The organism is Pseudomonas sp. NMI542_15 (genome assembly GCF_021283425.1).
GTDB classification, from domain to species: Bacteria; Pseudomonadota; Gammaproteobacteria; order Pseudomonadales; family Pseudomonadaceae; genus Aquipseudomonas; species Aquipseudomonas fortuita.
In genome coordinates, this window is sequence record NZ_JAJSRO010000010.1 from 25,554 (window position 1) to 52,220 (window position 26,667).

The window sequence follows — 26,667 nt, forward strand, 5'->3', positions numbered from 1 at the left end:
GCATGAAGGCAATGGACACTGCAACAGCGAAACGCAAAGGCATCAAGCTGCGCGCCACCATCATCTATCGCAAGGATGGTGAAGTCTTGTTCGTTCGCAAGCGCAACGCCAAGTGGAACCTACCTGGTGGCCGAGTCGAGCGAGACGAGACGCCGCATGAGGCGGCTATGCGGGAGATGGCCGAAGAAACTGGTCTCGCATTCGACGAGCTCCGTTACCTCACGATGTACCGGGAAGACAAGGTGATCCATTACCTGTTCGAAGCCCGCAAGGCAGACGATAAACCACGCCCTCGAAACGAGATCGAAGCTTGTCGTTGGATCAAGGCTAGGGATGTACCGAAGCGTCGAGTAAGGCGCCCGATCAAAACCATCCTGAAACGCTGCGCCTGATCAGGCCACGTTAACCGTTTGTTTCAAATCCCGAGCGCTTGCGCGCTTCGGCGTCCGCTTCATTCTTCTGCGTCTGGGCCTTCTTCGAGATGGCCGGAAGCAGCTGCTTCAGCTTTTTCAGTTCGGCCTCAGCCTGCGCCAGTTCTTTCTCCGACGACTCTGCCCAGAGACTTTCGAGAGGTTGAAGATCAGGCTCTTCGTGGACACGCAGGCACCATTGGTGGTGGTCGTGCCATGAGCCCAAGGCACCCTGAACTTTCTTCAGCGATTTCGCAGCTTCAGGGGAGAGCGGCGACAACTCTTGAAAGGCTTCGGTGAGATAGCGAGCCCGCTTGATCAGGATCCGCAACTCATGGCGGTCGTGATGCTTGTCATCTACCGCGATATGTACCTTGTCCAGCAGCTTGGTCAGTGACTTCATCACCGCCCCACGCAGCGCTTTATCGTCATGCCCAGCAGAAGAGGATCTGAAAGTTGCCGGCCAGAGATCGAGGGCGGCGAACAGTTCGTTGAGCTCCTGACTCTTCGCGATAGCTTTGTACTGATCAGGCAATCGACTTCTTCGGGCCTGGGCGGCTTCGGTCAGTCCACGTGTATCCAGCTCTCCCGCCATGACCTCAAGATCTCTGGTGGGAGTAGTAAGTCGACCTACCTCGGCGGCAGCTGCTTTCAAGCGCTCCACGCCTTCGAGCTTGCGGACGGGGATCAGTAAGCTTCGGATACGTCTGACGGCGATCCGCATGTCATGTAACGCCTCGTCATCGGTCGAAGCCAGAAGGCGTTCTCTGGCATTCATAAGCGTCACTTCGAGCTCTACAAACTCGGCAACGTACAGGTCAACAAACGCCATCTCGTCCTCCCCCTTGATGAAGTACGGGTGCTGAACCACTCACCGTATCGCTTACACATCAGATGTGATGGGCGAGTATAGATTTTGGTTCGGTGGCTGCTCAGGCTGAAGCTTCTGCAGATGTTACGAAGGCATGTTGAGCGGCCTGCAGCCGCTCTTGCAGACGAGCAACATAGGCCTCAGCTTCAACTGCATTCGCGAACGAAACTGGATGGCCGTCAATGATTACTTTGCAGCCTGATCCGTGTTCGTCGACCTGGATATCGATCTTCATGCCCGCCATCTCCTTGGTGTTGTTTTGGCGGCGCGGAGGGTAACGTAAATAGATCAGCAGGAAAATCGCCAGGGCCGCTCTAGCATGCAGGTTTCATCGATTATCATCAGTTCGGCAAAACGCTGTAACAACTCCAACCGTCTGATTATGAATGGATTTGCCGGCCATTTGGATGCATGAGAGCCGCTGTGGGCTATGGTGGGATGACATCTGTCTAATACTAAAGTCGTAGGAGAGCGGCATGCGCATACGCGGTGACATTTTTTGGAAATGGTCAGACCCGACGCTTCATCACCGAACTCACGATGAGACGCTGGACGACGGCACGACGATGGATATCCAAGTGCGGTTGTCGCGAACGGGCAGCACTCAAATGTTCATAGGCGTGTATGCCGGCAGTGGTATGGCACTGCATGAAGAAGCCTTCGACACGCGTCCAGGAGAGTCGATGACGCGTGCCTTGGCCTGGGGGGTTGGCCGTGCGAGGTGCCTCGCCACCGAGCGAAACCAGCCTTCGCAACGGCTTGCTTAAACAATGTGCTGGTAGCCGAGGGTCGCAATTTTTTCTCAGTGATCCACTTCTTGATGAATCCAGGCGGTATAAGCCGCTTTGAGAGATTGAGGCAGGTGTGGTGAGTCGGGTTTCAATGCGCCCGGCTTTTTCACCCACTCGGTCAGCCAGGCGATGACCAGAGTGCGAGTGACAGGGCTAGGCCCAACCTGGCGCTCTAGCTCCGCAGCTATCTGATCCAAGAACGCGATCTCAGCGTCCAATTGGGCTAGCTGATCAGCCATTGTCTCGTCCTCCTACCCCATGTGCTGCTTTCGTTCCAGGGCGGATAGAGCCAGCGCACGACCCCTGCCCGCGCCCCACGCCATGGCCCGAGTTACCGATTCACCAGGCCGTTTTGCATAGGCTTCTTCAATCCTGGCCAAGCCCGAGCGCTCGTAGATCCCGATGAACAACTGCGTGTCGCCAGTACGGGAGAGCCGAACCTGAACATCGAGCTTGGCTCCATCATCTAGCTCTTCCTCGTGGGAATGGTGCTGTAGAGCTGGATCTGCCCAAGCCCAAAATACTGCTCCTCGATGTCGCATCCTTGCCTCCTGATTACCTCTCCTTCAAGCGAGCTTAGTCCGTTTCGTCTAGATCGGTGGTTTCAATCATTTCAGGACATTCCAGTGCATGTCTTTGACTCACTCATGATCATGTGACCGGTGGGAATTCAGAGACTTCATGCTTCTTCGCATGGAAAACCGTCAATTCGGAACTCTGCATTCAGCCATGGATCATCAGATCATGGATGATCATTTTCGCGTTAAGGATGTCGCCCATTCTCTAGGTGCGATCCCTTATGAGCGTCACTACGCATCGCCCAGTCAGAGCTAAGGCCACGATCATCTGCTTACGAAATGACAAGGTTCTGCTTGTCCGCAGGAAGGGGGCTAAATGGAAGTTTCCAAGCGGCGTGCTCGCGACCGGCGAAGCGCCAATCGTTGCCGCTGCCCGTGAGCTTTGGAAGGCGCTGGCGCTTCATTGCTCAGGCTTGAACGCTGTGGGCACCGTCGAGGTAGGCAATGTTCTCCACCATATTTTTACGACTGACGTACCCGACGGTTGCTGCGTCGCGCTTGGCAGAGGCATCGTTCATTGTAAGTGGATTTGTTGGGAGGAGCTGAGTTCAACCATGCTGAAACCCACAGCCGCTGCTTTGCTTTCACGAGACCTGCAGGAGCTCGTTCACCATGATGGGTGCCCGGAATCAGTCTCGTCTTTCAACACAAACTGAACGTCAAGATCAGCGTTCGGGTCGGATCGTTAACTGTCATGAAAAAAGGAAGTTAGTGATGAAAGCGATGACACGAGTGTTCACTGGCCTGGCGTTGGTTGGTGCTATGGGGGCTACTTCTGCATGGGCTGATACGCCCGGTGCTGACTGGAAGGTGAACAAGGATCAGGCTGAGGCCACCTTGAAAGGCGCAGGCTACACCCAGATTACCAAGATCGAAGCTGACGATGGTCACTGGGAAGGCGAGGGTATCAAGGCTGATGGCAAGCAATACGAGTTCCAGGTTGATCCGCACGACGGCAAGATTATCAAAGACGAGCTGGATAACTGATCAGGGCGGGTGTTGCTCTCTGAGCGGCCCGTGCCTAAGGCGCGGGCTTTTTTTCGTTAGTCATCCCAAACGGATTTCGGCGTTTCTGGGCCAGTCTCCTGGCAACGGAAGCAAGCGGCGGCTATCGACCCAGCTAACCTTGAGGTTTCTCCCCAAGGTCAAAGAGCAAGCTTTTCGCTCGTTCTAATAACAGGGATTATGTCGATGGCTGTCTCGGAAAGCTCACTCGAAAAGTCGTGCCTTGCTCAGGGCTAGATACGACTTGAATGCTGCCGGCATGGCTGGCCGTGATTTCCTTGGCTATGAACAACCCTAGCCCTAGACCTTGGCTCTGCTCACCGTCAGCACGACTTGCGCGTGTTAAGCGTGCTTCAGGATCAAATAGGTAGGTGATCTGGTCGGCAGAGATTGGTTTTCCCCAGTTGTGTACCTCAATTACGGCCATGTTCTCAACGCAGCTAGCACCTACTCGAATCGGCCGCTCAACATCCCCGTGTCGTATGGCATTTACCATCAGATTGGATATCACCTGGCTCATGCGTAGCGGATCGACGCTCGCCGGCAGTGCATCGGTACGTTCGAAAACAACGTTAATCTGTGGATGGGCGAAGCAGACCTCTTGTACAACCCTGGCACACAACGAAGTCAGATCGATATCCTGACGTTGCACCGTGATGCCCAGGCCCAGGTTGCATCTGGCGAGATCCAGTAGATCGTTTACCAACTGATTGGCACGTTCGGCACTCGTATCGATCTGCACCGCCAAGCTCTGTTCACGGTCTCCCCACTGCTTGGCTCTGGTAAGCAGCGCCGCTCCCATTTTAATGGCCGTTAGTGGTGATCGAAGATCGTGACCCAGTACCCCCAGCACCATTTTGCGTGTGGTATCGACAGCCTTGCCATAGGATGCGATGGACTCTACAAGAGCCTGATCGATAGCTTCGTTGAAACGGATTATTTCGGGTACACGATCCGCTTGATCGAGTGATGCTTCCTGTGAAAGCCAAAGCCTGAGCACGCTGGATCTGAGGGCTCTGTACTCGGATACCATCTGATCGAGGGTAAAACCATCCAGAAGGCGAAGTACGGCATGAGTCTCAGCAGCGCTTTCGCCCACAAGAGTTGGGCCTAAACCCTGCGATTTATCGATCTCCTGCTGCAAGCTCTGTGGTGTATCCATATCGCGAGCCACGGCTTGGAGGATAAAGGCGGCATGATTTCTTAAGCCCTTGTCACTAAGCGCTTCGCGAGGTAATTCAACGGTACGAGCGAATTCCTCCCAAGCCTGCAGGATGCTGCCCATGTGCTGAGTGATGAATGTCGACAACCGCATGCAGCCTGCCCTCCGTCCTAATCGCGTATCTTTTCCGTTGAGTCTGTAGAAGCGTAGCTCCCGGGCATCTGGTTGGTGACTTCCAGCGCAACGCGACTGATTTGATACTAAAGCAAGCGTCCGCTACGGGGCGACTGCTGTCACTCGCCAAAGGAATTGAGCACGCTGATAATCTCGGCAGTTCAGCTCTGGGTTGCCCAGAGGCATCCTCGTCGAACTGCTTTGTCCAACAGGCGATACGCTTTTGCTGACAAAGGCTGCGCATGAGGGGGCGGATTTACCGGGAGGGTTTCCGCTACAGCAAAGCGGAGGTGCTGTTGCTCGACCTCAGCCAGCGTAATGAGATTAGTGGTGACCTGTTCGGGCTGCTCAGCTAGTGGCGAGTGAGAAGCTGATGGGAGGGCAATCCATGGACGATGGGAACGATGCGTCTGGCGAGCGCCCCGGTCGACCTGTCATGGGGATGATGAGCCAAAGCTTCACGACACGAGTTAATGAGCTCTGTACTGTTTACTGCAAATAGAGCGGGGCCATGAGCAAGGCCAGGGCTTCCAGCTCCCCTGGCCCTAAACAACCTTACCGGTTGTCTTCAGTCATGCCGCTGTCTTCGTCCTGCACCGCTTGCGAAGCTTCGTCAATTTCGCTTTCGCCATTGTCAGACTTGGGCCCCGTGGTATGACCTCCCATGCCGCCTCGATGAGCTGCACCAACTGCGCCCTGGTGGTCGCTTTGGTACCCACCGCCTAAATCCTGACCACCTTGATGCAAATCTCGTGGAAGGTCGGATTCGCTCTCCGACAACTGTCCACCTCTTTGACCAGGCTCAGATGGTCGGTGTGGATCATTCTCGAAGCCGTCAGGATTGTTTTGAGTGGTGCCACCTTGCTGACCGGTTTTTTCTTGATCGTTTGCCATGATCTCGCACCTCGTGTGTTCACACAGAGAGCCTGTGTGTTCTGTTGAGATGTTTGGCGAATTCGGGAGGCTCCCTTTACTTTCGTATTCGCTGACCGGGTGCGCGAAAGATCGTGAAGCGCAACGAATCGTGTAATAAAGATTGCTGCATAGCTTGTGCAGTTGTCCGCGCTCGGTACGCGATTATCCGGCTTCCAAGAGAGGTAGGCGCTGCCTGATGTCGGCAATGAGCCGTCTACCTTCTGCCTCCATCAGATCGCCATAATTGGCAATGGCGGCACACCCTCGGCACGTGAGGATAGCCTTCTTGTTCAACCTCCGTGGTATTACAAGGTCTTGCCCGCCGCATTTGAGACATCTCAAGGTGACGCTCACAGTTTTCCTCTCCATGGATGTTGATCAGGATCCTTCCCTCGCCGTGCTGATCACTAAACACGATGCGGTACATGGAGTGTCGCGGTGTGCTGATCGTTCACTTTGAGACAAGGACTAGGCCGGGCATTTGAGTGTCGGCAACTAGCAAGCGGAGCGCGCAGCCCATGGATGGGCTTAGGCGTGAGGATGGAAGCCCGGTAGGGCCGTGACCCTGGCTCGCCAGGGTGCGGTACACGACAGCCGCTCCCCCGAAAGGGGGACACGCCCGAGGCCCCATCCACACAAAGCTGATGGAGGCGGCTATTGGCTGGATCGGCTATTCCTAGTGGATGGTGTAGCTGTTGAAGAGCGATGTACATGGGCACCGGTTGGATCGGTGATTTGAATGACGTTACCGTGCTGCCAGCCATCCGCCTGGGGATCAGCATCAGGAATACGAATGTCGGCCCGCTCGGCTTTCGTTTTCGCAGCATCCACTCCCAGGCGCCGATTGCGCTGTTCGACCATCTCCGGATCAGCCTGGCCATCAGCGGTAAAGCCCATCATCAATTGCGGCACACCTACAGGCAGCGATTTATCCTGATCGGTGTGCCAGGTGTGCCATGTCTTCCCATAAGTGTGCGCCAGTCGCTCCATCAAGGCATGTTCAGCAGGAGCAGGGATGCCTGGGGCGATCAGCTGCCCAGACGCGACCTCGTAGCCATGACTGTGCCACATCGCCTTCTCCTTGATTGGTAATCCGGCAAACAGCTTCTCGTCGATGATGTACTCGACGCCCATGATCTTCGCACCCTTGGTATTGCCGTCGAATATCACACACTGAATGACATCCTCGTTGAGGATGGAGCAGTAGTGGTGCGCTTCCATTTGCACGTCCTGATGGCCGTTGTAGAAGTGAAATCCATCCAGGTAGGCGTTGATGGCCTCAATGGGCGGCTTGGACTGCAGCGTCGCGGCGCCGGTTTCCAGCAACTGGGTTTTTGCCGACTCTGGCCGGCCTGGTGCCTCCACAGGAGACTTCGTTTCGGGAGCGGCGCATGCCCACAGCAGAGTGCAGGCAAGGGGAAGAGTTATCGATTGGAATAGCTGTCGCATGAGGAAGCCTCTGGCTGATGTCCTTAGAGGACAGCCTTGGCCGATGAAGCGGACAGCCCAACGGACGAATGGCCCGAGTCGATGAGGAATTGCGGGCAAAAGAAAGCCCGCTGCTAGGCGGGCAAGGGAGCTTCTATCACACGTAGGGATAGCTAACGCTCCCACATAGCATGTGAAAAGGGCGTGAATAAATCCGTCAGTGAAGACGGTGCCTGTCCAACCCCCGCGCTATTTAAGTGGATTAGGTCTAGCGGTTGCGCACGGTATCCAATGCAGGTGACCAGACGTTATGTCCGCAGCGTTCACACACGACAGAGTCTTGAGGTTCATGGAAGGTTGGGAAGCCGCAGCTGACGCAACAATGTAGGCCCGCGTTCGGCGGGGCCAGGTATTCTGGGCGATGTTCGACTGGCAGCACCGACAGCCCTGGCCGGGTGTCATCTTGCCCATAGAAATACAGACTGAGATCGCCATCGGTTTCCAATAGGCCGAGTCGAACTTGGCCGAGATGCTCCACGCCTTGTTGGCGCAGCTCCATGAAGAGCTCGTTGGACGAGATGTTCAAATTCCGCAGCGAATGGATCTCGTACATTCCGTCCTTTACGACCGTGATGGGCAGTCCATCGATCCAGGCCTCGCATGTTTTGCTGCGCCTCATCATGTAGACGGTTCCGCGATAGAGCAGCAAGAGCGTAAGGAAAACCAATGCGACCGGGAGGAGGGGTACATCTTCATAAAAAGTCACATCGCCTGCGGCTGAGCCCAAGGTGAGGATCACCACGAGCTCGAATCGGGACAGCTGCCTGATTCCGCGTCGACCACTGAATTTCAAAAAGAAGAACACGGCTAGAAACGCCGCTGAAACACGAAGGGCGACCTCCAAGAGGAAGGTCAGCGGGAACTCGCCAATGAGCATCCTTTGTAGATCAAATGAAACCATTCGCTGTACCCCGCCAGTTGCAATCTCCCGTTACAGACTGACCCGCAATTATCGATCTTGGTTCGTGCGGCGGTGTCGGCGAGATCAGTAGACCTTTTGCCATACGTTGATTGGTGCAAGGCTTTGGATTCCATAGTAGCTGGGTGACGTGCGGTTAGATGGACGCGCGCTTCGGGACTGCGCCCATATCTATGTGGCAGCAGATCTTCGCCCTTGGACGAAGCTCCCAATTATTGGGGGGTGAGTTGCAGTTTGGGCAACTGAGCTGGGATTCACTGAAAGTAGCTATTTCATAAGTGCTCAACATGTCCGTAGACTCGCCGAGCTCAGATTGCGACGATGATGTCTTCGCGACCACACTGTTCTGAGCCGCCAATCATCAATACCTGGTTTTGTCCGAGGTCATTGTCACTATCTGCATCTGAGCAGCCTGCAAGTGGCTTGGCACAAGAATGGCTGGTGTTTCGGTACTCCAATGGCGAAGTTGAATCCGTAGGCATCCATTGGCATTGCTGTCGACACCTTGAATCTGGCGGCCCCCCTGGGGAGGAGAAGGCGATTAGCCTGCCGGGATGTCCCAAGGGCAGGCAACAGCGGATGGGCATGCCCGATTATCTCCAGGCATGCTGTGTGGACGCTTGATGTTAGGATGCTTGGGCGTCATTAGACTTTAGCAAATCGGCGATCTCAGCAGCGATCTCATCAATGGTGTGCACCGCGGTGCTGCGCGCCACCTTGTCCGCGATCGAAGAACTGAAATCCATCACCTGCTGCTTGGTGATGTTGTGCCAAATCGGCAGCAATATCTGTTCGCCAGAAACCGAGCGGGTAACGATCCCGTCCAATTCGTAATTCGTCCATCCCTTCTTGATAAACGCTGGGGACAGAACCACAAGTCCAACGCGGCTATTAACCAAGCCTTTATCAATTTTTTGACGCAAGCTGTCCCCGATACGAAGTGTCATTTCGTCAAACCATACCTTGAGCCCAACTGCAATCAACGCATTGGCCAATGGCCTGACAAACTCGTCCTTGTCCTCAGATGCATGAGATATGAACACGTCATAGGTTTGCCCGTTCGACTGCGCCGGAGTTGGAACCTCGCTGCGGACTAGGCTTGGTACCTCAGATAGCGGACGACGATAGATTTCCGGAACTCCACTGGGCAAAGCACGTGACGTGCGCCCCCCACCCCCACCAGATGAAGAGGATGATGACGGAGAAGAGTATGAGGTGGAGGAATATGAGCGTGCTCCATAGCCCCCATAGCGATTTCTACACGCAGGACAATTTGCTGCCGCGCTTGCGGAGCGGTGACCCTTACTAGGTGCGGTGCATGTCGCCATATCGATTCTGACTCCCCAAACGCAATGTGCGCCTTGTACGTGCCCTGCCTCAGTCATGGCATTAGCGGGACAATCCCATAGGTTCAGCGCTAGAAAATCATGCCAGTTTGAAGCGCCTAAACTGAAGGATTACTGATATCAACGTGCCATGCAACCCTTTTGGGGTATAGCGAAACGTGGATCGCTGGCAAGCAGCGGAAACTATGGAAGGAACTTTCGAGTGGGCTTGTGTGGCTGAATTGAACTCGGTTTCGTAGATACCTCGAACGGCTGCAAAGAATCGATTGCGGTCGGTCACCACTGGCTGTTTTCGACCCAGGGGTGCCAGTGCAGTTGCCAGTAATTATGTGGGAGTGGGCTTGTCCCGCGAAGCGGCCGGCCCATGCATTGGAGGTAGCTGGCACGGGCTACGCCCGTGTTCGCTGGGCAAGCCCGCTCCCACAAAAATCAACTCTGAGTTCACCGCCAGCAACGCGTCGTAGGCTAGCGGTCATCATTTACCTCTTTCTATCCAAAGCTCCCAAACGGGAGCGATGGTCACGCTCAATTCCCAAAGCCTGTGGCCGTGGACGAAGACCGTGAGATACCCGCGTTGTGAGCTTCACTGGTACCCATCTCCCTGAGTAATAGATGATCAGGCCACATGCTGGATCAGGGGCCGATGTGTTGTATCTCGAAGTAGCACTCCACCTCGTCTTTGGCCTACCTCTTTCGCCTGAATAACCTGCAGTCCCGTGGAGGAATCATGTTCGCTAGGGGCGAGACGGGATCAAATGATGCAGCCAGTTCAAGTTGTGATAGCGGCTATGTTAATGTGCCATCACGAAGCCGGTAAGGAGCATTGTGATGGGGTGGAAAGGGACAGTTCGATCTCTGCAAGCGTCTGCGAGGCGAGCAGAACGTAATGCGCATCGCCGCCAACGTGAGCTGGAGAAGCGGCAGAAAGAGTTCGCGAGAATGGAGGCCCTCGAACAGGCGGCCTACGAAGTCGAGGTGTATGAGAACCACATTGATATCCTGCTCTCGATGCATAAGGAATGCGCTGAGCCGGTCAAATGGAAGAAGATTCTGTCCAAGCCTGAGCCTAAGCCGCCCGTGAAAAGCGGGGCCCTTGAACAGGCCGCTATGCAGGCCTCGGCGACTTATCGTCCAAACTTCTGGGCCAAGCTGTTTAAGTTGGAAAGCCGTCAGCGTGCGGCCCTCATCGCGAAAATCGCCACTGCCGCAACTGAAGATGAACGGCTGTTCCAGGCGCAGTTTGAAGAATGGAAGACTCAGCATTCTGATTGGTCGGAGGAGCGGGACATTGCCCTGCGGATTCTTGATGGCGATCGCCAGGCAAAGCTCGACGCTATCGAGGCGTTCGAGTCGTTCGAGGAAATTTCGCACCTTGGCTCATCCATACAGATGATCGTTCATGAGGGAGGCGTGCTGGAAGCAAAGCTGGCTATTCACGGCTCGCACGTCATTCCCACCGAGATCAAATCGCTGCTCAAAAGCGGAAAACTGTCGACCAAGGCGATGCCTGCAGGCCGCTTCAACGAACTCCACCAGGATTACGTGTGCAGTTGCGCACTGCGGGTAGGCCGCGAGCTGCTGGCCATCTTGCCGGACGACCTCGTCATCGTTACGGCGATGGATAACGTGCTGAACAGCTCTACCGGGCACATGGAGGATCAGCCGATCCTCAGCGTTGCATTCTCCCGTGCCACTGTCGAAGGTCTTAACCTCGAAGCCATCGACCCTTCAGATGCGATGAAAAACTTTGTTCACAATATGAGCTTTAAAAAGGGTGCTGGCTTCTCGGCGGTAACGTCCTTAGACGCGCAGCGCTTTGCTCAGGTAGGTGTGTGAAGCAGCACAGGCTTAATTAGTGAGATGGATATAGTTTCCTTATATTGCTGCTGAGCCTGCAAGTGCTGTTGTGGTGAACTAACTCCACATTGCAGCATCAAATTCATTAGGCCCAGCTCCACATTTGGGTTAACCTGTAAGCACTTTTTTAAATACCTGAGGACTACATATGTCTCGTTTGGCAGAATTCCGAAAGCTTGAGCAGACCCTGGCCGCGCAGCTCGCTGAGCTCGAGGCGATGAAGGGCAGCACCGAGCTGAAGAAAGAAATCGAATTTGAAGAAAAGCTTCGTGATTTGCTGAACAAATACGGCTTCAGCCTGCGGGATATCATCAACCTTTTGGATCCCCAAGCTGGTCGTCGCAGCGCCCCGGCTGTGGCAGAAAAATCACCGCGTCGTGCACGCCAAGTTAAGCAGTACAAGAACCCGCATAACGGGGAGATAATCGAGACAAAAGGCGGCAATCACAAGCTGTTGAAAGAGTGGAAAGCCCAGTACGGTGCCGATGAGGTTGAAGGCTGGGTAGCCCGATAATCCTTTCTATTGGGCTGAGATGCCTTCAAGCCGCTCACTGAGCGGCTTTTTTGTAAGCGTGGTTAGCCTTGGGCAGAATAGCTAATAAGCCTTTTGGCTCACATGGACTGATCTTAATACATGGACGATTTCAGGGCATAGCTTGTAGAGGCCCAGTAAGGGTCTTCACTACTGTGACCTGATTCTAACCCCAGGGGATGCCACGGCGCGGAAGTTTCTCGTTCAGCACTTGCAGTCAGCGGGCATGCATCCAGAGCAGGCAGGTGCCTTCAAGAGCATTCTGGAGGACACCCGGAGCAGTGATGGGCGAGACGGAGTGTAACCGTCCGGCCAACTCACCTTCCTGACCCCGACGCCAAAGGCGATGGTGTCCACCTAATTTAAGTGGACACCATTTCTAGCCTTTTAAGCGGGTCTTTCCATGCAGTCACAACGCCGTTCCTATTCAAAATCCTTCAAGGCCCAAGTTGTCCAAGAGTGCGCCCAGCCCGGCGCATCGATTGCCAGCGTCGCGCAGAAGCACAGCCTTAACGCGAACCTCGTACATAAATGGATTAGGGTACTCACGAACAAAACTATGGCGCTGCAACCTGCTTTCATTCCAGTGCCCTTGCCGCTAGCCGGAGGACATTCGCAGGCAGCTTCATCAAGTATCTGCATTGAAATCCAGCACCCGCGTGGCACCGTCAAAGTGAACTGGCCGACCGAAAGCGCTGTCGCCTGTGCCACCTTTCTGCGAGACCTGTTGGAATGATTCGGATCGATGCCATCTGGCTTGCCACCGAGCCTATGGACATGCGCGCCGGTACCGAGACCGCGCTGGCCAGGGTGATCGCGGTGTTCGGTGTGGCGAAGCCGCACTGCGCATACCTCTTCGCTAATCGCCGTGCCAACCGAATGAAAGTCTTGGTGCATGACGGTGTGGGCATTTGGCTGGCAGCGCGACGATTGAACCAAGGCAAGTTTCATTGGCCCGGCATCCGTCACGGATCGGAAGTCGAACTCGATAACGAGCAACTTCAAGCCTTGGTACTGGGTTTGCCGTGGCAGCGGGTCGGCGCAGGCAGCGCGATCACAGTGCTTTAGCCCCTGCCATTAGCCCATCGGTTTATCGCTGTTGACGACCTGCTCTGACACAATCAGCGGCATGACTTCCTCGCCCAATCTCGACCAGATGACACCGGAACAGCTGCGCGGCTTGGCCGAACAGGCTATGCAGTTGCTGTCCCAGGTCGACTCCATGAGCCAGAAAATCCAACGCCTCGAAACGGTCAACGAGCAACTGGCTCATGAAATCGCCATCCTCAAGCGACACAAGTTCGCCAAGCGCAGCGAGCAACTGAGCCCCGACCAAGGCAGTCTGCTTGATGATCTGCTCGATACCGATATCGCAGCTATCGAAGCCGAGCTGAAGGCAGCCAATCCGCCGGCCGCACCGGCCGAGCCACGTCATAAGCCCAAGCGTGCACCACTGCCGCCGCAGTTTCCGCGAACCGTGATCCGTCACGAACCAGAGAATACTCAGTGCGTGTGCGGCTGCCAGCTTCAGCGAATCGGCGAAGACGTCAGCGAGAAGCTCGATTACACTCCGGGCGTGTTCACAGTTGAGCGGCATGTGCGTGGAAAATGGACGTGCCGTCAGTGTGAAACACTGATCCAGGCGCCTGTACCGGCCCAAGTGATCGACAAGGGCATCCCGACCGCAGGCCTTTTGGCCCACGTGATGGTGGCGAAGTTCGCCGACCATTTACCGCTGTACCGGCAGGAGAAGATTTTTGGTCGGGCCGGACTGCCCATCGCCCGTTCGACACTGGCGCAATGGATCGGACAGACCGGTGTGCAGCTCCAGCCTCTGGTCGATGCGCTGCGTGAGCATGTGTTGGCCCAGGGCGTGATCCACGCCGATGAGACCCCGGTTCAGATGCTCGCACCAGGCGAAAAGAAAACCCACCGCGCTTACGTGTGGGCCTATAGCACCACGCCTTTCTCGGCCCTAAAGGCCGTGGTCTACGACTTCAGCCCCAGCCGTGCCGGCGAACATGCGCGTAACTTCCTGGGCACGTGGAACGGTAAGCTGGTCTGCGATGACTTCGCCGGCTACAAGGCCAGCTTCGAGCTGGGCATCACCGAAATCGGCTGCATGGCCCATGCACGCCGCAAATTCTTCGACCTGCATGCAGCCAATAAAAGCCAGTTGGCGGAGCAGGCGCTTCACTCGATTGGCGGGTTGTATGAAGTCGAGCGACACGCCAAGGAAATGAGCGACGAAGCCCGCTGGCGATTACGTCAGGAAACAGCGGTGCCCATCGCTGAAAAACTGCATGAGTGGATGTTGGCCCAACGCGAACTTGTGCCCGAGGGTTCGGCCACGGCCAAGGCCCTGGATTACAGCCTTAAACGCTGGGTAGCGCTGACGCGCTACCTGGAAGATGGTGCTGTGCCCATCGACAATAACCAGATCGAGAATTTGATCCGGCCGTGGGCGCTTGGGCGCTCGAACTGGTTATTTGCCGGGTCGCTGCGCAGTGGAAAAAGGGCGGCGGCAATCATGAGCCTGATCCAGTCGGCGCGTATGAATGGGCACGATCCGTATGCCTATCTCAAGGATGTACTGATGCGGCTTCCGACACAGCGGGCGAGCGAAATCACGCAATTACTCCCGCAGCATTGGATGCTTGCCTGAGGCAGGCTAAGTGGACTTCGCCAAATAGTCAGCTCAAAGGCTGATTGGCATCAACAATTCGGAAGCGACTTTTCTCAGCATGTAGGTTTCGCGCAGAATTGACTGCCCCATCGAAGACTCGTGACGCTGCATGACGGCTTCATTGTGTGCGATGGCTTCATGCAGGTTGATCCAGACAGGCCGCATACCATTAGCGATTTCGTGGCTTTCCATTCTCACCGGCTCTAGCTGGGGCGCTACTTCGCATTGATAAAAATGCGAGGTCATGTGCATCAGATCGTACTGTGGCTTTTGGTAGGGCCGGTACTCCTCGATGTAACCGTAGTGCTGGAGCACCTGTATTTCACGAGCACCAGTCTCTTCCTCAAGCTCACGCTTCAGGCCTGCGACAATGTCCTCGTCACCATCAAGGCCGCCTCCAGGAAAGCTGAAATCGTTATAGCGCTCGGTGAACAGCAACAGGATCTGTTCACCCCGCATCACGATGCCGCGAGCTGCATGTCGACGGAATACTCTGCCCTGCTTGGATTTCAGCTCGGGGTGAACAATTTCAGTTATGAGTTGCATGTGGTCTCGTAGCGGCAAGATCAGTTAGTCATCGTCCAGGGTGGCCACGGTATTTCCTCAGTTCTGGAAATACTGTGGCCAGTGGAACTGGCTCAGCGAAGCAGCAATAAGGGTACAGTGGATGTACGCAGCATCGTCGTGGTCGTGCTGCCTATCAGAAACTGCCTGATGCGTGAGTGCCCGTACGCCCCCATGACCAAGAGGTCAATGCCGTGCTCTGCCTGATACGCATGCAGTGTGGACTCTACTTCGCCTGGGCGGATCTCGGAATGCACCAGCGAGCCGGAAGACGCAAGCGTGGTTCGTGCCTTCTCCAGCGCGTTCTGGTTGTCTTCAGAATCCGTTCCAACCATGACGATATGAATTGGCAGGCCTTCGCACAGCGGGCTTGAAGCAAGCATCTGTAAGGTCTTGTGGCCTGTTGCGCTGCCGTCAAATGCCACCATGACCGTTTCAGGTTTCCTGAAATGGCTGGTTGTAATCAGGGTGGGGCGGTGGATAGTTCGGACTATCGCTTCAATCTGGCTGCCAAGACTTTGGGCACTGCGCGTGCTGTCCTCACCGACTCTTCCAATCACCAGTAACCGAATATCGTCTTGGAGATCGCTCAGGCTCTCGACGAGATGGCCATGGCGCTGCTTCATATCAGGTGACATGGCGCCAGAGTGAACTGTTCGCTCGCGAGCTTTTTCAAGCATGTGCTGCCCATGCTCCAACGCCAGTTTTGCCCGCTGCGCATCCAGCATGGCCAACTCTTCCAGCAGATGTTCTCTGCTACCGAGACCGATATTGCCGCTGAGGTCAGCGGATGCAGGATATTTCTCCTTATCCAGCACATGAAGCAAGGTCAGGGGAGCGCTGAGTCGTTGCGAGGCCCATGCTGCGTAATCGCAGACCGCCAATGAGGATTGTGAGTTATCAATGCATGCCATTACGCGGGTCATTGTCGTTCTCCTTAGTGGCTCATGAGCTTGTCGATGGCACCGGGTTTGTCATGCACGCCGAAGCGGTCAACGATTGTCGCGCTGGCTTCATTGAGACCGAGCACTTCAACCTCAGCGCCTTCGCGTCGGAACTTGATCACGACCTTATCCAGCGCTGCGACGGCGGTGATATCCCAGAAATGCGCCTGTGTGAGATCGATGGTGACCTTGTTGAGCGCCTCCTTGAAGTCAAAAACCTCAGTGAACTTGTCCGCAGAGCTAAAGAACACCTGGCCCACGACGCGGTAAGTCCGATGCGATTTCGTCTCTTCAAGAGTGCTCTTGATATCCAGGTAGTGCCCGACCTTGTTTGCGAAGAACAGGGAGGCCAGCAGCACACCTACCAGTACGCCGTAAGCCAGATTGTGAGTGGCCACGACGACCACGACGGTCGCCACCATGACGAGGTTGGTCGACAGCGGATGCTCTTTCAGATTACGCAAGGAATCCCAGCTAAAGGTGCCGATGGACACCATGATCATCACAGCCACGAGTGCCGCCATAGGGATTTTGGAGAGCCACTCGCCAAGAAATACCACCATCAGCAGCAGGAAAACGCCGGCACACAATGTCGAGAGACGGGTGCGGCCACCAGATTTCACGTTGATGATCGACTGGCCGATCATGGCGCAACCTGCCATGCCGCCAAGCATGCCGGCAGCGATGTTGGCCACACCCTGGCCTTTGCACTCGCGGTTTTTGTTGCTGGTGGTGTCGGTAAGGTCGTCGACGATGGTCGCGGTCATCATTGATTCGAGTAGACCCACTACTGCCAACGCAGCCGAGTACGGGAAAATGATGCGCAGGGTTTCAAAATTCAGCGGAACTTCAGGCCAGAGGAAGATCGGGAGCGTATCAGGCAGTTGGCCCATGTCACCGACGGTGCGGATATCCAAACCGAGGTAAATGGCGATGGCAGTCAGCGTCAGAATGCACACCAATGGAGAGGGAATCACCTTGCCGATTTTCGGTACATACGGGAACAGGTAGATGATTCCCAGGCCCGCAGCGGTCATGGCATAGACATGCCAGGTGACATTGGTCAGCTCAGGCAATTGCGCCATAAAAATCAGAATCGCTAATGCGTTTACGAAGCCGGTGACTACCGAGCGTGAAACAAAGCGCATCAACGAGCCGAGCTTCAGGTAGCCGGCAAGGATTTGAAGTACGCCACATAGTAGCGTCGCGGCCAGCAGGTACTGGAGTCCATGCTCTTTTACCAGCGTAACCATCAGCAGTGCCATGGCGCCTGTCGCCGCCGAGATCATTCCGGGGCGCCCGCCGACAAAGGCGATGACAGCACAGATACAGAAGGAGGCGTAGAGACCGACTTTGGGATCTACCCCGGCGATGATGGAAAAGGCGATGGCTTCCGGGATCAGCGCGAGTGCGACCACCAGCCCCGCGAGCACGTCGGCACGGACGTTGGAAAACCACGTTTGTCTAAGTTTTTGCAGCATATAAATATCCAAGGCAAAGCATCGCGCACGCCAAGGGAGTGGCGAGCGAATCGATACAAATTCAAATTTTGAGGATTTTTTGCTGTGTGCTTAAGGTGTAAAACCAGGCGTACAGCAGTGAGCACCCGCGAGCGAGGCTAGCGGAAGCAGGTTGTTGCGAGGGGGCGTAGCGCTAAGGCGGCGTAGGCTGCCAGTAGATCGTTTGGAGTACAGTCATGCTGATGTTCCTGTAGCTCAAGGGGTATGCGGAGCCGAAGTATACAATGAAGCCATCGTCGATTGCGACCCGCTGGCAGGCTCTGCATGACCTACGTCAGATACAGGCTTATTCAATGGGTATACCTGCGGGCAAGGCTTTGTTTTCCACCCGTTCTTGTCCGAGCTGGTCTGTGTGCTGAGGGGTGAGTTGGCCAGACGGTTACGACGGAGTGGACTGAGAGCCCTCCAAACGGTGAACTTGAGGGGCGCTTTGCTGATTTCGATGGCTCAGATATCGAAATGCGTAATCCCTTAGGTGGAGCGCAGGCGTGAGGTAGCGAGGGGTTGATTAAGTCCATCTGCATCAATCGTTGAGAAAAGGCTGACAATAGGCAATGAGTGAGTGTACTCATCAACCACCCTCTGCAATTGCATAAGGGTAGCGTCTGCAGTCCGCTCATGAGTCCGGAGGACGGTCTTGTAAATTGTGTCAAAATTTGTTGTGGCGATTGAGAATCGCCCATCGGGTAGGAGATTTGTTTTACCGGTGACCGCCAGGATAGTGAGATAGTGCTTTTCACCGATAGACAACTCAAGGGGCGCTAGGCAGACACATTCGAAAGGCTCTGTTTTGCCGTCAACGGAGAACTTTAGCCAAGCGGAAATCTCCTTATTAAGTAAGGCGATGAATGGCTGAATCACTTGCGAGCTCTGAATCAGCTCTGCAACGCTAACCTCCAGTTGGCCACGGTCTCTAAACGCCACTTTTGTTTTGAGTAAGGCCTCCGCCACTTGCAGGACGTCTGGGAAACCTGGGAACCCTGGCCCACCTGTCACTGTGAATTGGGATCTTGCGCCATTGAAATCCATCTCTATCGAAAGCCCTTGGGGCTTGGCCATCAAGTCAATGACTTGCAAATAGGTGCAGAGATTTTCCAATGGGACAGGAGCCTCAGGATCCAGGGTGGATGCGAATTTAGCCCCCGATCCGTCTGCTTTGACATACCACTCAAACAAGCCGCAGTCGACACGAATCTGAAATGCACTCAGCGGCAGCATTGAGTGTAGAGGACTGACATAGGCCGCTGCGTCTACTTGGACGCTTTCCCCGGTAGCACCACTGCGCAATGTTAGCGTGCCTAAAGCGTTAGGAGCGGAGGGCTCAATGACCAATGTACCTACTGGGGCGTGATGACGACTGCTGGGATCTTCCAATCCGAAGCGTTTCGAGAAAATCTGCATGTCTTGCAGCTCGATGGGGCCTCCTCTGCCGAGGGTGGCGTTTATCATCGCTTGCAGGTTTTCATGCCCTACTAGGTTGAAGCGCATCAGATGGCTGCCATCCTCATAGCCGACGCTTTTCAGGAAGCGTTGTTTATCATCGGTATAGCGCGCCTGCGACGAACCTACGATTCGTAAAAATTCAGACCTCAAACTGGCTGAGCCATTGAGGGCGATTTCTTGGCCGATTGAAAAATCGACAACCATCGTGAGCTTGTGAAGCTTTTCACCCTTTCCTGCTACCAGGTGCGTGTTGACCCTTTCCAGAATTTGCCGGATCAAAGGCTCATCCACATGCCGCAGAAATGCTCTGGAGGGCACCGGCCCTTGAGTAAAGTCCATCAACAAATAGAACGCCGGCAGTGAACTGGTCGCCATTTTCCGGAGGTTGGACAGCGTCACGCTCACTTTGAGAGACCTGGAACGTGTCGATTTTATCTGCACCGTCCCTGTGATCACGGGCTCATGCAGCGTCTGCTGTGTAAGCGCCGTCGGAAGTTGGTCAATCTCGATCAGGACATCCCAGCCATTTTTGTCCGTTTGAGATTTGTTTACGGTGATGCCGTCACCTGCGCAAAGCGCCATGAAATGGAGCTCGCCGCTTGTCCCTATATCACTCACAGTCGTCCCTCATTTTGAGTTGGGGTGATGATATCAGCAGGGGCGCGATCAACGCGTTCTCCCGCGTGGGCTTTCCGGCAACCGACGGGTTGCCGGAACCCATGCAATGGGTAACGCCCAAGGGCATTACCCATTGCAGTTTTGGGATCAGCACCGGATCAGTTAGGCCAGTGCAGACTCTACCTTCGTGATCTGGGCTTTCAAAATCAGGTTCAGATTGAGTCGGCGTTTAGTGAGCGTCATGAAACGTCCACCCTGAATGGGGGCCGGCAATGCTGATCCCGGGTTAATTTTCCACATGCCTAGTACCACCACCTTATCACCTGGGTTAATCCCTCTGAACCAGGATGCCTGGGGCGACCAAATACTGACCTCCAACCCGATTCCATTATTGGCGTCATTAGCGTCCATGCGGAACGGGTTCATCTGGAGGTTCATTACATTCTTTGCGGCATCACCTTTGATCTCTGTCCGAATGCTTTTCACTTGGCCTTCCAACGCAATTGGATGCTGAGTAATGTTCTGCGAGATTGCGTGATATGCCTCCATATGCCTGGCCGGATCGAAGTAAAACTGATCCCAACTCACCTTCACATTGCCTTCAAAAATCAGCTCCAGGTGCTGCTCGATGTCTCGATTGCTTTCGCACATGGCGCGAAGCTTCAGTGCTCGCGAGGCTGAGTTGATGTAGGCGGGGAGCAGTCCAGGGTTTGAGGTGTAGGTGCGCCCCGTTTGTGCCCTTGTCCCATCGGGTTCTGGTTTTTTCGGAGTGCCACCCTCAAGGGCTTCTTTTATCATGACCAGGCGCATCCGATACTTGTCCTGCTGGATGCTCTCGATGAGACCTTCGGAAGACTTTGCGAGCTTATTGACCTCGTCATCCACGCCGAATGGGCAATTCGCTGCATGGGCGCCTTTGGGCAATAGCCGGAAATACCCCGGTACCAGAACAGGTTTATCGTACATCTCCCGAGTGTGCGGCATATTGAAGGTTACCGCCGTCCCACAGTGAGAGCACTCTAGGGGTTCCGCTCCCATCCCCTTTTGATAGGTATCAGCGCACCATTCAGCGCCGTTCTGATCATTTGCAGTGTTCATTTTGATGCCCATACGTGCTCCTTCAGCGCGTGTGTTGTCAGCAGGGGTGTTTTGCTCGGGAGTGATCTTTGGTGATGCAGGCATGACGTCAGGGTGAGTCTTCAGTGCACGCCTGGCGTGTTGGAGGTTCTGGTAGCCGGACAGCCGAGAAGCCATTTCCAATGCTTCGCTGTGAGGGATGTTCAGCTCACGGCTAAGGGTTTTCGCCTTGCGCTTGATACCGCGCAGGGTAGTCGGGGGTAATGCAGGAGGCTTGCTCATGTTTCTCTCCACTCCGCAACGCCACCCGTCTTCGTTGCTGGAGCCAGATCAGAACATGGCCTTTGCAAATCGATATGGAAGTAGTGCCGTGTCCGGCTTCCGCTGACGGGTGTGACGCGCCTACCAGCGCGTTATATGAATGAAAATTAAAGTTTCCTAAGAGATGGGCAGAGAATATGACTCGCCCACAGTCAAACGCTGCTCACGTATGTGAGGAGTTTGTATTAAGCTTGATAAGCTTGTAATTTTGGTCAGAGATTGCAGATGTAGAAATATTGCACTGTCTATGGGCTATGTATGTGTGCTCATGGATCGGCTTATCTAAAGTGCGGGTGCTTTGTATTTGCTATAAGGTGTAGATTTTATTTGGCATGTTGCATGCTGGTGCGTCGTTGGCTCTTAGCTGTATGAATTATATTCAATGTTCCGCTCCCGATGTTTGCATCAAGGATGCGGTCGGATTCCTGTGAACCATAGGGCATAGGGCATAGGGCATAGGGCATAGGGCATAGGGCTTTTGAGCGTTATTTCCGGCGGCGTAGTACCGATTAGTGTAAGCATGGTTTGCATCTGGTCAGGTGTGGCTTTCAGTAAGTGTCATGTTGAAACTGATTTGCAGAATTTAATTTTTGCCATTCGCTTACATCAGGGTTTGAGTGTTGCCTTTGGTTTTGCTCTAGCTGGCTACTCCCTGCTTGAGCAATATCCTAGCGAGGGAAAATCGGGGCGTGCAAGTGTTTTGTTTGGATGTGAAGTGCCCGGGCGACGGCGCGCCGGATATATCCACTTTTTGTGGAGAGCCTACACGATTAGTGTCACTAAAATTGCTGTCTTGATCAGCTGGCCCTAGGCCTTTGTTTGCAAGGCCTGGAGTTGGATTTCGCCTTTCTTTGCTCAAGCATTTTTGGCTTCCGTATTTCAGCCAACGATCATTGTGGACGCCTGAAAAATATTTTCATCTATTCAAATGGGTGTGTGAAAATCGGATTTGAAAAGTTAGTTTTCATCCAAGCGTCTTGGAGATTTCCTTTTTATCGAGGGCGAAAAAATTTAAGTTTTTTATGGTGCGTCACCTTCGAAATGAGGACATGTCTACTGTAAAGTATTGATTTTATTGGATTGTACGTGTGATGGTCGTCGCCGCCGGGGTGACGACTTGATCGATAAATTACTTTTTTGCAAATGCGGCGTAGCCCTTGGGGCATTCAAATCTAAGATGTTCAAGTCAATTTTGAGAGGTTTTAAGGGGAGAAAAGGCAAATGATTAGCGCCCAAAAACTAAATTTTTAGCCGCTAAACAATCCATTTGGGTGTTTTTGCGGCCCGCGTCTCTATTCCTCGGGTCGACCCTGCCGCTGCCATTTGCCCACGTGGCCCCTTCAAATCTCAGTCCGCAGTGATCATCGACCTGCTGAAGCACGTCGAGATCTGTACATGATTTCGGCGAGTGTCGGGCACTTGGTTTGAGCTTTGCTGTGCTTTGAAGGCGCAAATCAACGCCATGCGAGCTAACACGCACCTCAAGATCGCTCCATCGCCATGGGACAGGCCCAGCGAAGCTGAATGCCGGTGATTATCGTGATCAGGTTTTTTGGGGGCGTGCAGGTAGAAGAGGAGGGAGTTGACGAACGTGCCTAGCCTCTGGGGCGAGAGATGCGGATGAAATACTGCTGACCCTGGGCACAAGGCTCAGCCAGGACTTTTCTTTAGGACTGATTCAGCTGGGAAGAATGGGCCCTCAGGGGGTCGTAAAACTGAGCTCTCTTTGTTGGGCTGTTGAACTTTGAGTGGCCTGCTGCTTGCGGGGCGTTCGGGCTGTTATGCCTTGCATCGCCATTTCCAGTCCTGGCAAACCTCCGTCGTGCTCAAGACCCTCGATCTCTGCGCGAAGGCGATTGATGAGGTCAATTGCCGGCTTTCCCGTTTCCGCGCTCAGGGTAAGCGTCATCAATGTCAGTGGGCACAGGCCCAATCGCTGACTGACCTGCTCAAGCTTGTCCAGGGTAATGCTGCTCCTGGCTCCTTCAAGCTTAGAGAGGTAGGTACGGCTGGTGTCTCCGAAGTCGCGTTGCGAAATATTTCGCTTGATTCGAATAGCCTTGAGGACTGTGGCGAACGACGTTTTCAGCGTCATGTGCAGTACCTATGCTTACGGAAATATCGTGCCCTCAAGATGTCCGCGTATCGACCCAAGCTCAACGAGGTGGTATTCGCATGCGCTTGATAGACCAGGCAGCGCTCTCTCCTAGGACTTCGTACCCATGGAGTTGCAGCTCTGCGCTACCAGGTATCTGAATGCGGAAGGCCTCAACGCACCCAGGTACTGTTGGTGTATACAGTGTATACCGCTAAAATCGAAAGGAGAACATTTGTACTCCATCCTCTCTAGGAGCATGACATGGGCATCGCCGAGCAAATGAGCGCTTTGCTTGGTTCCCTGTGGAACGGTGCTGGAGCAGCAGCGTCGAGGATGGGCTGACGGGGAGTTCACGGTCTAGGAGGGCAAGACTAAGCTTAGGGATCTGAACCCTAGGAGAGTGCATCGAGATGGCAATCAGTCGGGTGATGCGAGCAGATGAGTAGGCTGACGTTGCCTCTGGCTCAGGTGACAATCACTTTACGTGACGCTGATGCTGGCATCGAAGGAGAAATGATGAACAGGAACATTTTTGCCATCCTGGATCCGGCCAACCCGCTCATGACCCAGGCCCTTGATGCGATGAAGCGCTACTACGAAGCTCAGCAGGCCAAGCTAGCCGATGAAGACGTCGAGCGCATGCGGCTGGAGGCCGAGGTGCTGTTCAGGACGGTAAACGAATTTCAGCAGCGGATGCTTGGGCGCCGCTTCGACACGTTGCATTAGCGCCAATGCCCCCTTCCAGGGGGCTTCTCTAGGGGGGCAATGGTAGGGTTTATGACAACCTATCAATTGATGCCGGCGCTTCCTTAGCTATGAAAGAGCTCGGGGTTACGTTGAACCGTCTCGATGAGCGCATCTCCCGTTGTCAGGCCCGACCGGATCATTTCGGCGAATGCCTCCAAGGCGGGCAGCGACGTGTTCAAGTCCAGCGTATCTCTCATGAATGCCGTTGCGATGCCTTCGATTCCGCCTGCCGATTCAGATCGGCCGCTCAGTCGTTCAAACATCTTCAGGACAGCTGCGCCACTGGAGTACTCGTTGATCCCGAAGTGCTCATTAAATACCATGCCCAACGTGCCAGCGATGTGGGCCTGCTGTCGATTCCAGTCGCTCCTCAGTTCCCCTTTCTTCTCAGCGATCTCCAGCTGTTTCCGAATCTTGCCAGGAATAGTGGCCGTAGCTCTGTGATCGCTGTAGTAAGACCGTGTGGATAATGCTGCTGCATCACGTGCCACCTTCCACATGATGTACCACATTTGAGCGACGCTATGCGTGCGCAACCCATGGCGGATGACGTCTTGGATTTTGACGAAATCCTCAGGGAGAATTTCCCGATTGTGAAGGTCGCACTGATCCATCAGGTACCAGGTGACATCGTCACACGCATAATCGAGCCATAGGTTGGTCAATGCCTCGGAGTTAGTGAATTGACGATCCATCATCAAGTCGAAAATTTCCTCACCGCAGCCCATGTCAGCATCTGGCGGTAGGAACAGTTTTGCTTGGTTCAGCCTGATGCGTAGTCTTCCCTCGTGAAGGAAATAGGTGTTGGGGCGAGTCCCTTCTGGTATGTCGCCTAGCACACCTTTTCCGTACAGCCCGTTGATGAAGTCACCAGGGTTGTAGGGCGTCAGGCCCGAGCAAGTCTCATGGGTGAAGCTGCCGTTCCAAAGTCGCGGCCCCACAGCGTCAAACAATGCACGTAGCAGCAGTACCACATCGTCTTCGAGCTCCAGGTAGACGATGGTTTTACGTTTCATCCAATCGATGTGCGAGGCCAGTTGCACGTCCAGCTCGGCCTTTTCGGCAGCCGCGCGAGCTTGCTGCTCCCGCTGCTGCGCCTGAACGCATTGCTCACAAGGGTAGTGGGACTGGCGGGGTACCTTTTTTACGTCCGAACGCCCATCTGCCCGCATCAGGTTGCCACACTTGCAAGCGTGGTTCAGGTCGTGTGCGATGCATATCTTACGGACGTACTTAGCCAGTTGCGCGGGCTGCTTAAGCTCTCGAAACGGGAGAAGCTCTTTCAGAACTTCCAAGAATTCCCCGTGCTCGTTCATTGCCCAGTAGCGGTTGGCCAGTTCGATCTCTTCCGGATCTGTAGTCAGAAACTCAAGCTTTACTGCCATGTAAAAGCAACCTAAATGAGTTGATGGTGAGACAGTCTTCAGTGGCGTGCTGTCCGCTCTGGATTGCCTGGAAGCCCCACCTTCCGGCGTATCCGCGTCGTCAGCATTTCGTCCAGCGGACGATCAAAACACCCCCCCAATTTATGCAAAACTCGACACCTAGGAAAGCGTGCAAACCAAAGATATTGTGACTTTTGGTTTTTCCCTTCTGGTGGGTTGGCACGCAAGCGTGTGTTCAAAGCCTGGCCGTGCAGCCCGTCTTGACAGCTCGCCACTGGAAGGGCACATTCAGCCATCGGTAGAGCGGCTGCCGTCAGTCCTAGTTCTGTAAAACAATCGTACCGTTGCTGTGACGCTTCACCCTTCTTTAGCCATTCTTTTGGTAGCAGGGACTAGGACACTGCTTACCTGAAGGATTGGCCACCATGAAAAGCTCGACTTCTCCTCTCCTGCAGCACCTGCGCCATTTGGCGAAGTGTCGCCAGCGTGACCCCAAACTCCCCGAAACGCCTGAAGCTCTGGGCTTACTGGCTCACTATGGGCAGGGGCCTCTGAAACACAGCCACTGGCTTCAGCTGGTCGCTCGCGATCTCAAATTGGATTACAACGAGGTTTCCCGGGAGAGTAGGCTCTTCGAGCGCTTTTGCGATTTCAACGTGAAGCAAAAGCTTTGGCCTGCGCCTGTCAATTTCATGTACGAGCCGCTGGTCTTCGAGCGGCAGCTGGCTGCGTTGGTCGATGCAGGCAAGAACGCCATCAGCGTTTCGGAGGCCGCTGCGCACCATCATGTGACTTTCGAGCGTTTTGACTTCAGCAACATGGTGCTCAGGTACGTGTTGCAGCGTACCGGCCCTGTCATGTTCTGCCTGGATGGCCTCTACGCACCTGACAGCGTGATGTGGGGCGTCTGGGGCAGTTACTGCATTTCCTACGAGGGAGCAGATCTACGCCGTTGCAAATTCATTTCGCTCTACGTGGATCCAACCATCCTTCCTGGGGCGAACATCTTTGAGGCCAAATTCGCAAAGGCGAACCTGGAGGGCGCAGACCTGCGGCTGGCGTATCTGCGTGGCTCGGATTTCTTTATGGCCAATCTGACCAATGCCGATCTGCGAAATACAACCATCACAAGCTGCCGTTTCACTGGAGCCAGTGGGCCCTTTGTGACAGGGGATGTGGACACGGATTCTTGGATGATGCCTTGCTAACTCAGTAG

At 54.5% G+C, this 26,667-nt stretch carries 27 protein-coding genes; 11 read left to right on the forward strand and 16 right to left on the reverse strand.

The features are described from left to right. Positions 1-2: 2 nt before the first annotated feature. Complete coding sequence (locus LU684_RS15780; protein ID WP_104834343.1) at positions 3-392, forward strand: NUDIX hydrolase; 390 nt, start codon at positions 3-5, stop codon at positions 390-392. Between the two features lie 10 nt (positions 393-402). On the opposite strand, the gene LU684_RS15785 is transcribed toward LU684_RS15780, so the two are convergent. Together LU684_RS15785 and LU684_RS15790 are read right to left on the reverse strand one after the other, a co-directional pair. After that, the gene (locus LU684_RS15785; protein WP_125474431.1) at positions 403-1,242 is read right to left on the reverse strand and encodes a CHAD domain-containing protein; all 840 of its coding nucleotides are present in this window, start codon (positions 1,240-1,242) and stop codon (positions 403-405) included. Between the two features lie 100 nt (positions 1,243-1,342). Then, on the reverse strand, positions 1,343-1,516 hold the full coding sequence (locus tag LU684_RS15790; RefSeq protein WP_156340949.1) for a hypothetical protein: 174 nt from the start codon (positions 1,514-1,516) through the stop codon (positions 1,343-1,345). Positions 1,517-1,757: 241 nt separating this feature from the next. Here LU684_RS15790 and LU684_RS15795 point away from each other — a divergent pair, with 241 nt between their 5' ends. Further along, a complete protein-coding gene (locus LU684_RS15795) occupies positions 1,758-2,048 on the forward strand; it encodes a hypothetical protein (protein ID WP_054902851.1) in 291 nt (96 codons plus the stop codon). 35 nt (positions 2,049-2,083) lie between these two features. On the opposite strand, the gene LU684_RS15800 is transcribed toward LU684_RS15795, so the two are convergent. After that, positions 2,084-2,311, reverse strand: coding sequence for a hypothetical protein (locus tag LU684_RS15800; RefSeq protein WP_060513156.1), 228 nt, complete (start codon positions 2,309-2,311; stop codon positions 2,084-2,086). Positions 2,312-2,323: 12 nt separating this feature from the next. After that, positions 2,324-2,614, reverse strand: coding sequence for a hypothetical protein (locus tag LU684_RS15805; RefSeq protein ID WP_054902849.1), 291 nt, complete (start codon positions 2,612-2,614; stop codon positions 2,324-2,326). Positions 2,615-2,871: 257 nt separating this feature from the next. On the opposite strand from LU684_RS15805, the gene LU684_RS15810 reads away from it, so the two are divergent. Both LU684_RS15810 and LU684_RS15815 read left to right on the forward strand, forming a co-directional pair. Beyond that, positions 2,872-3,306, forward strand: coding sequence for an NUDIX domain-containing protein (locus LU684_RS15810; RefSeq protein ID WP_054902848.1), 435 nt, complete (start codon positions 2,872-2,874; stop codon positions 3,304-3,306). 58 nt (positions 3,307-3,364) lie between these two features. Next, positions 3,365-3,637: a PepSY domain-containing protein gene (locus LU684_RS15815; protein WP_054902847.1), complete on the forward strand. Its 273-nt coding sequence runs from the start codon at positions 3,365-3,367 to the stop codon at positions 3,635-3,637. 196 nt (positions 3,638-3,833) lie between these two features. Here the strand turns inward: LU684_RS15815 and LU684_RS15820 are convergent, their stop codons facing one another. From LU684_RS15820 to LU684_RS15840, 5 genes are all read right to left on the reverse strand, one after another. Further along, positions 3,834-4,970 carry a sensor histidine kinase gene (locus LU684_RS15820; protein ID WP_190977293.1) on the reverse strand — a complete coding sequence of 379 codons (1,137 nt, stop codon included), beginning with the start codon at positions 4,968-4,970 and terminating at the stop codon, positions 3,834-3,836. 576 nt (positions 4,971-5,546) lie between these two features. Next, on the reverse strand, positions 5,547-5,885 hold the full coding sequence (locus LU684_RS15825; RefSeq protein WP_104834347.1) for a stress-induced protein: 339 nt from the start codon (positions 5,883-5,885) through the stop codon (positions 5,547-5,549). A gap of 675 nt (positions 5,886-6,560) precedes the next feature. Further along, the gene (locus LU684_RS15830; RefSeq protein WP_104834349.1) at positions 6,561-7,355 is read right to left on the reverse strand and encodes an OBAP family protein; all 795 of its coding nucleotides are present in this window, start codon (positions 7,353-7,355) and stop codon (positions 6,561-6,563) included. A gap of 247 nt (positions 7,356-7,602) precedes the next feature. Then, on the reverse strand, positions 7,603-8,295 hold the full coding sequence (locus LU684_RS15835) for a DUF421 domain-containing protein (protein WP_104834350.1): 693 nt from the start codon (positions 8,293-8,295) through the stop codon (positions 7,603-7,605). A 644-nt stretch (positions 8,296-8,939) separates the two neighbouring features. After that, entirely contained in the window at positions 8,940-9,698 is a 759-nt protein-coding gene (locus LU684_RS15840) for a toll/interleukin-1 receptor domain-containing protein (protein ID WP_312351934.1), read from the reverse strand. Between the two features lie 789 nt (positions 9,699-10,487). On the opposite strand from LU684_RS15840, the gene LU684_RS15845 reads away from it, so the two are divergent. From LU684_RS15845 to tnpC, 5 genes are all read left to right on the forward strand, one after another. Then, positions 10,488-11,495, forward strand: coding sequence for a hypothetical protein (locus LU684_RS15845; protein WP_054902841.1), 1,008 nt, complete (start codon positions 10,488-10,490; stop codon positions 11,493-11,495). Positions 11,496-11,664: 169 nt separating this feature from the next. After that, positions 11,665-12,030: a histone-like nucleoid-structuring protein, MvaT/MvaU family gene (locus LU684_RS15850; RefSeq protein WP_104834351.1), complete on the forward strand. Its 366-nt coding sequence runs from the start codon at positions 11,665-11,667 to the stop codon at positions 12,028-12,030. A gap of 421 nt (positions 12,031-12,451) precedes the next feature. After that, entirely contained in the window at positions 12,452-12,784 is a 333-nt protein-coding gene (gene tnpA, locus LU684_RS30740; RefSeq protein ID WP_009684096.1) for an IS66-like element accessory protein TnpA, read from the forward strand. After that, positions 12,781-13,116, forward strand: coding sequence for an IS66 family insertion sequence element accessory protein TnpB (gene tnpB / locus LU684_RS15855; RefSeq protein ID WP_009684097.1), 336 nt, complete (start codon positions 12,781-12,783; stop codon positions 13,114-13,116). Before tnpA ends, tnpB begins: the two co-directional genes overlap by 4 nt. Before the next feature lie 61 nt (positions 13,117-13,177). After that, on the forward strand, positions 13,178-14,713 hold the full coding sequence (tnpC, locus tag LU684_RS15860) for an IS66 family transposase (protein WP_009684098.1): 1,536 nt from the start codon (positions 13,178-13,180) through the stop codon (positions 14,711-14,713). A gap of 33 nt (positions 14,714-14,746) precedes the next feature. Here tnpC and LU684_RS15865 read toward each other — a convergent pair whose 3' ends face one another. The 6 genes from LU684_RS15865 to LU684_RS15890 all read right to left on the reverse strand — a co-directional run bounded on the left by LU684_RS15865 (position 14,747) and on the right by LU684_RS15890 (position 23,316). Then, positions 14,747-15,280 (reverse strand): NUDIX hydrolase, encoded by a 534-nt coding sequence (locus LU684_RS15865; protein ID WP_009684099.1) that lies wholly within the window; start codon positions 15,278-15,280, stop codon positions 14,747-14,749. Positions 15,281-15,372: 92 nt separating this feature from the next. Continuing rightward, complete coding sequence (locus tag LU684_RS15870; RefSeq protein WP_012316922.1) at positions 15,373-16,224, reverse strand: universal stress protein; 852 nt, start codon at positions 16,222-16,224, stop codon at positions 15,373-15,375. An 11-nt stretch (positions 16,225-16,235) separates the two neighbouring features. Then, on the reverse strand, positions 16,236-17,723 hold the full coding sequence (locus LU684_RS15875; RefSeq protein WP_009684101.1) for a SulP family inorganic anion transporter: 1,488 nt from the start codon (positions 17,721-17,723) through the stop codon (positions 16,236-16,238). A 510-nt stretch (positions 17,724-18,233) separates the two neighbouring features. Further along, the gene (locus tag LU684_RS15880) at positions 18,234-19,823 is read right to left on the reverse strand and encodes a hypothetical protein (protein ID WP_104834352.1); all 1,590 of its coding nucleotides are present in this window, start codon (positions 19,821-19,823) and stop codon (positions 18,234-18,236) included. A 162-nt stretch (positions 19,824-19,985) separates the two neighbouring features. Then, a complete protein-coding gene (locus LU684_RS15885) occupies positions 19,986-21,182 on the reverse strand; it encodes a hypothetical protein (protein WP_223849224.1) in 1,197 nt (398 codons plus the stop codon). A 1,738-nt stretch (positions 21,183-22,920) separates the two neighbouring features. After that, on the reverse strand, positions 22,921-23,316 hold the full coding sequence (locus LU684_RS15890; RefSeq protein ID WP_104834354.1) for a helix-turn-helix domain-containing protein: 396 nt from the start codon (positions 23,314-23,316) through the stop codon (positions 22,921-22,923). Positions 23,317-23,835: 519 nt separating this feature from the next. On the opposite strand from LU684_RS15890, the gene LU684_RS15895 reads away from it, so the two are divergent. Then, positions 23,836-24,045, forward strand: a complete 210-nt coding sequence (locus tag LU684_RS15895; protein ID WP_104834355.1) for a hypothetical protein — start codon at positions 23,836-23,838, stop codon at positions 24,043-24,045. An 83-nt stretch (positions 24,046-24,128) separates the two neighbouring features. Here the strand turns inward: LU684_RS15895 and LU684_RS15900 are convergent, their stop codons facing one another. Continuing rightward, positions 24,129-25,451: a hypothetical protein gene (locus LU684_RS15900; RefSeq protein WP_104834356.1), complete on the reverse strand. Its 1,323-nt coding sequence runs from the start codon at positions 25,449-25,451 to the stop codon at positions 24,129-24,131. A gap of 425 nt (positions 25,452-25,876) precedes the next feature. Here LU684_RS15900 and LU684_RS15905 point away from each other — a divergent pair, with 425 nt between their 5' ends. Further along, entirely contained in the window at positions 25,877-26,659 is a 783-nt protein-coding gene (locus tag LU684_RS15905; RefSeq protein ID WP_104834357.1) for a pentapeptide repeat-containing protein, read from the forward strand. Positions 26,660-26,667 lie beyond the last annotated feature (8 nt).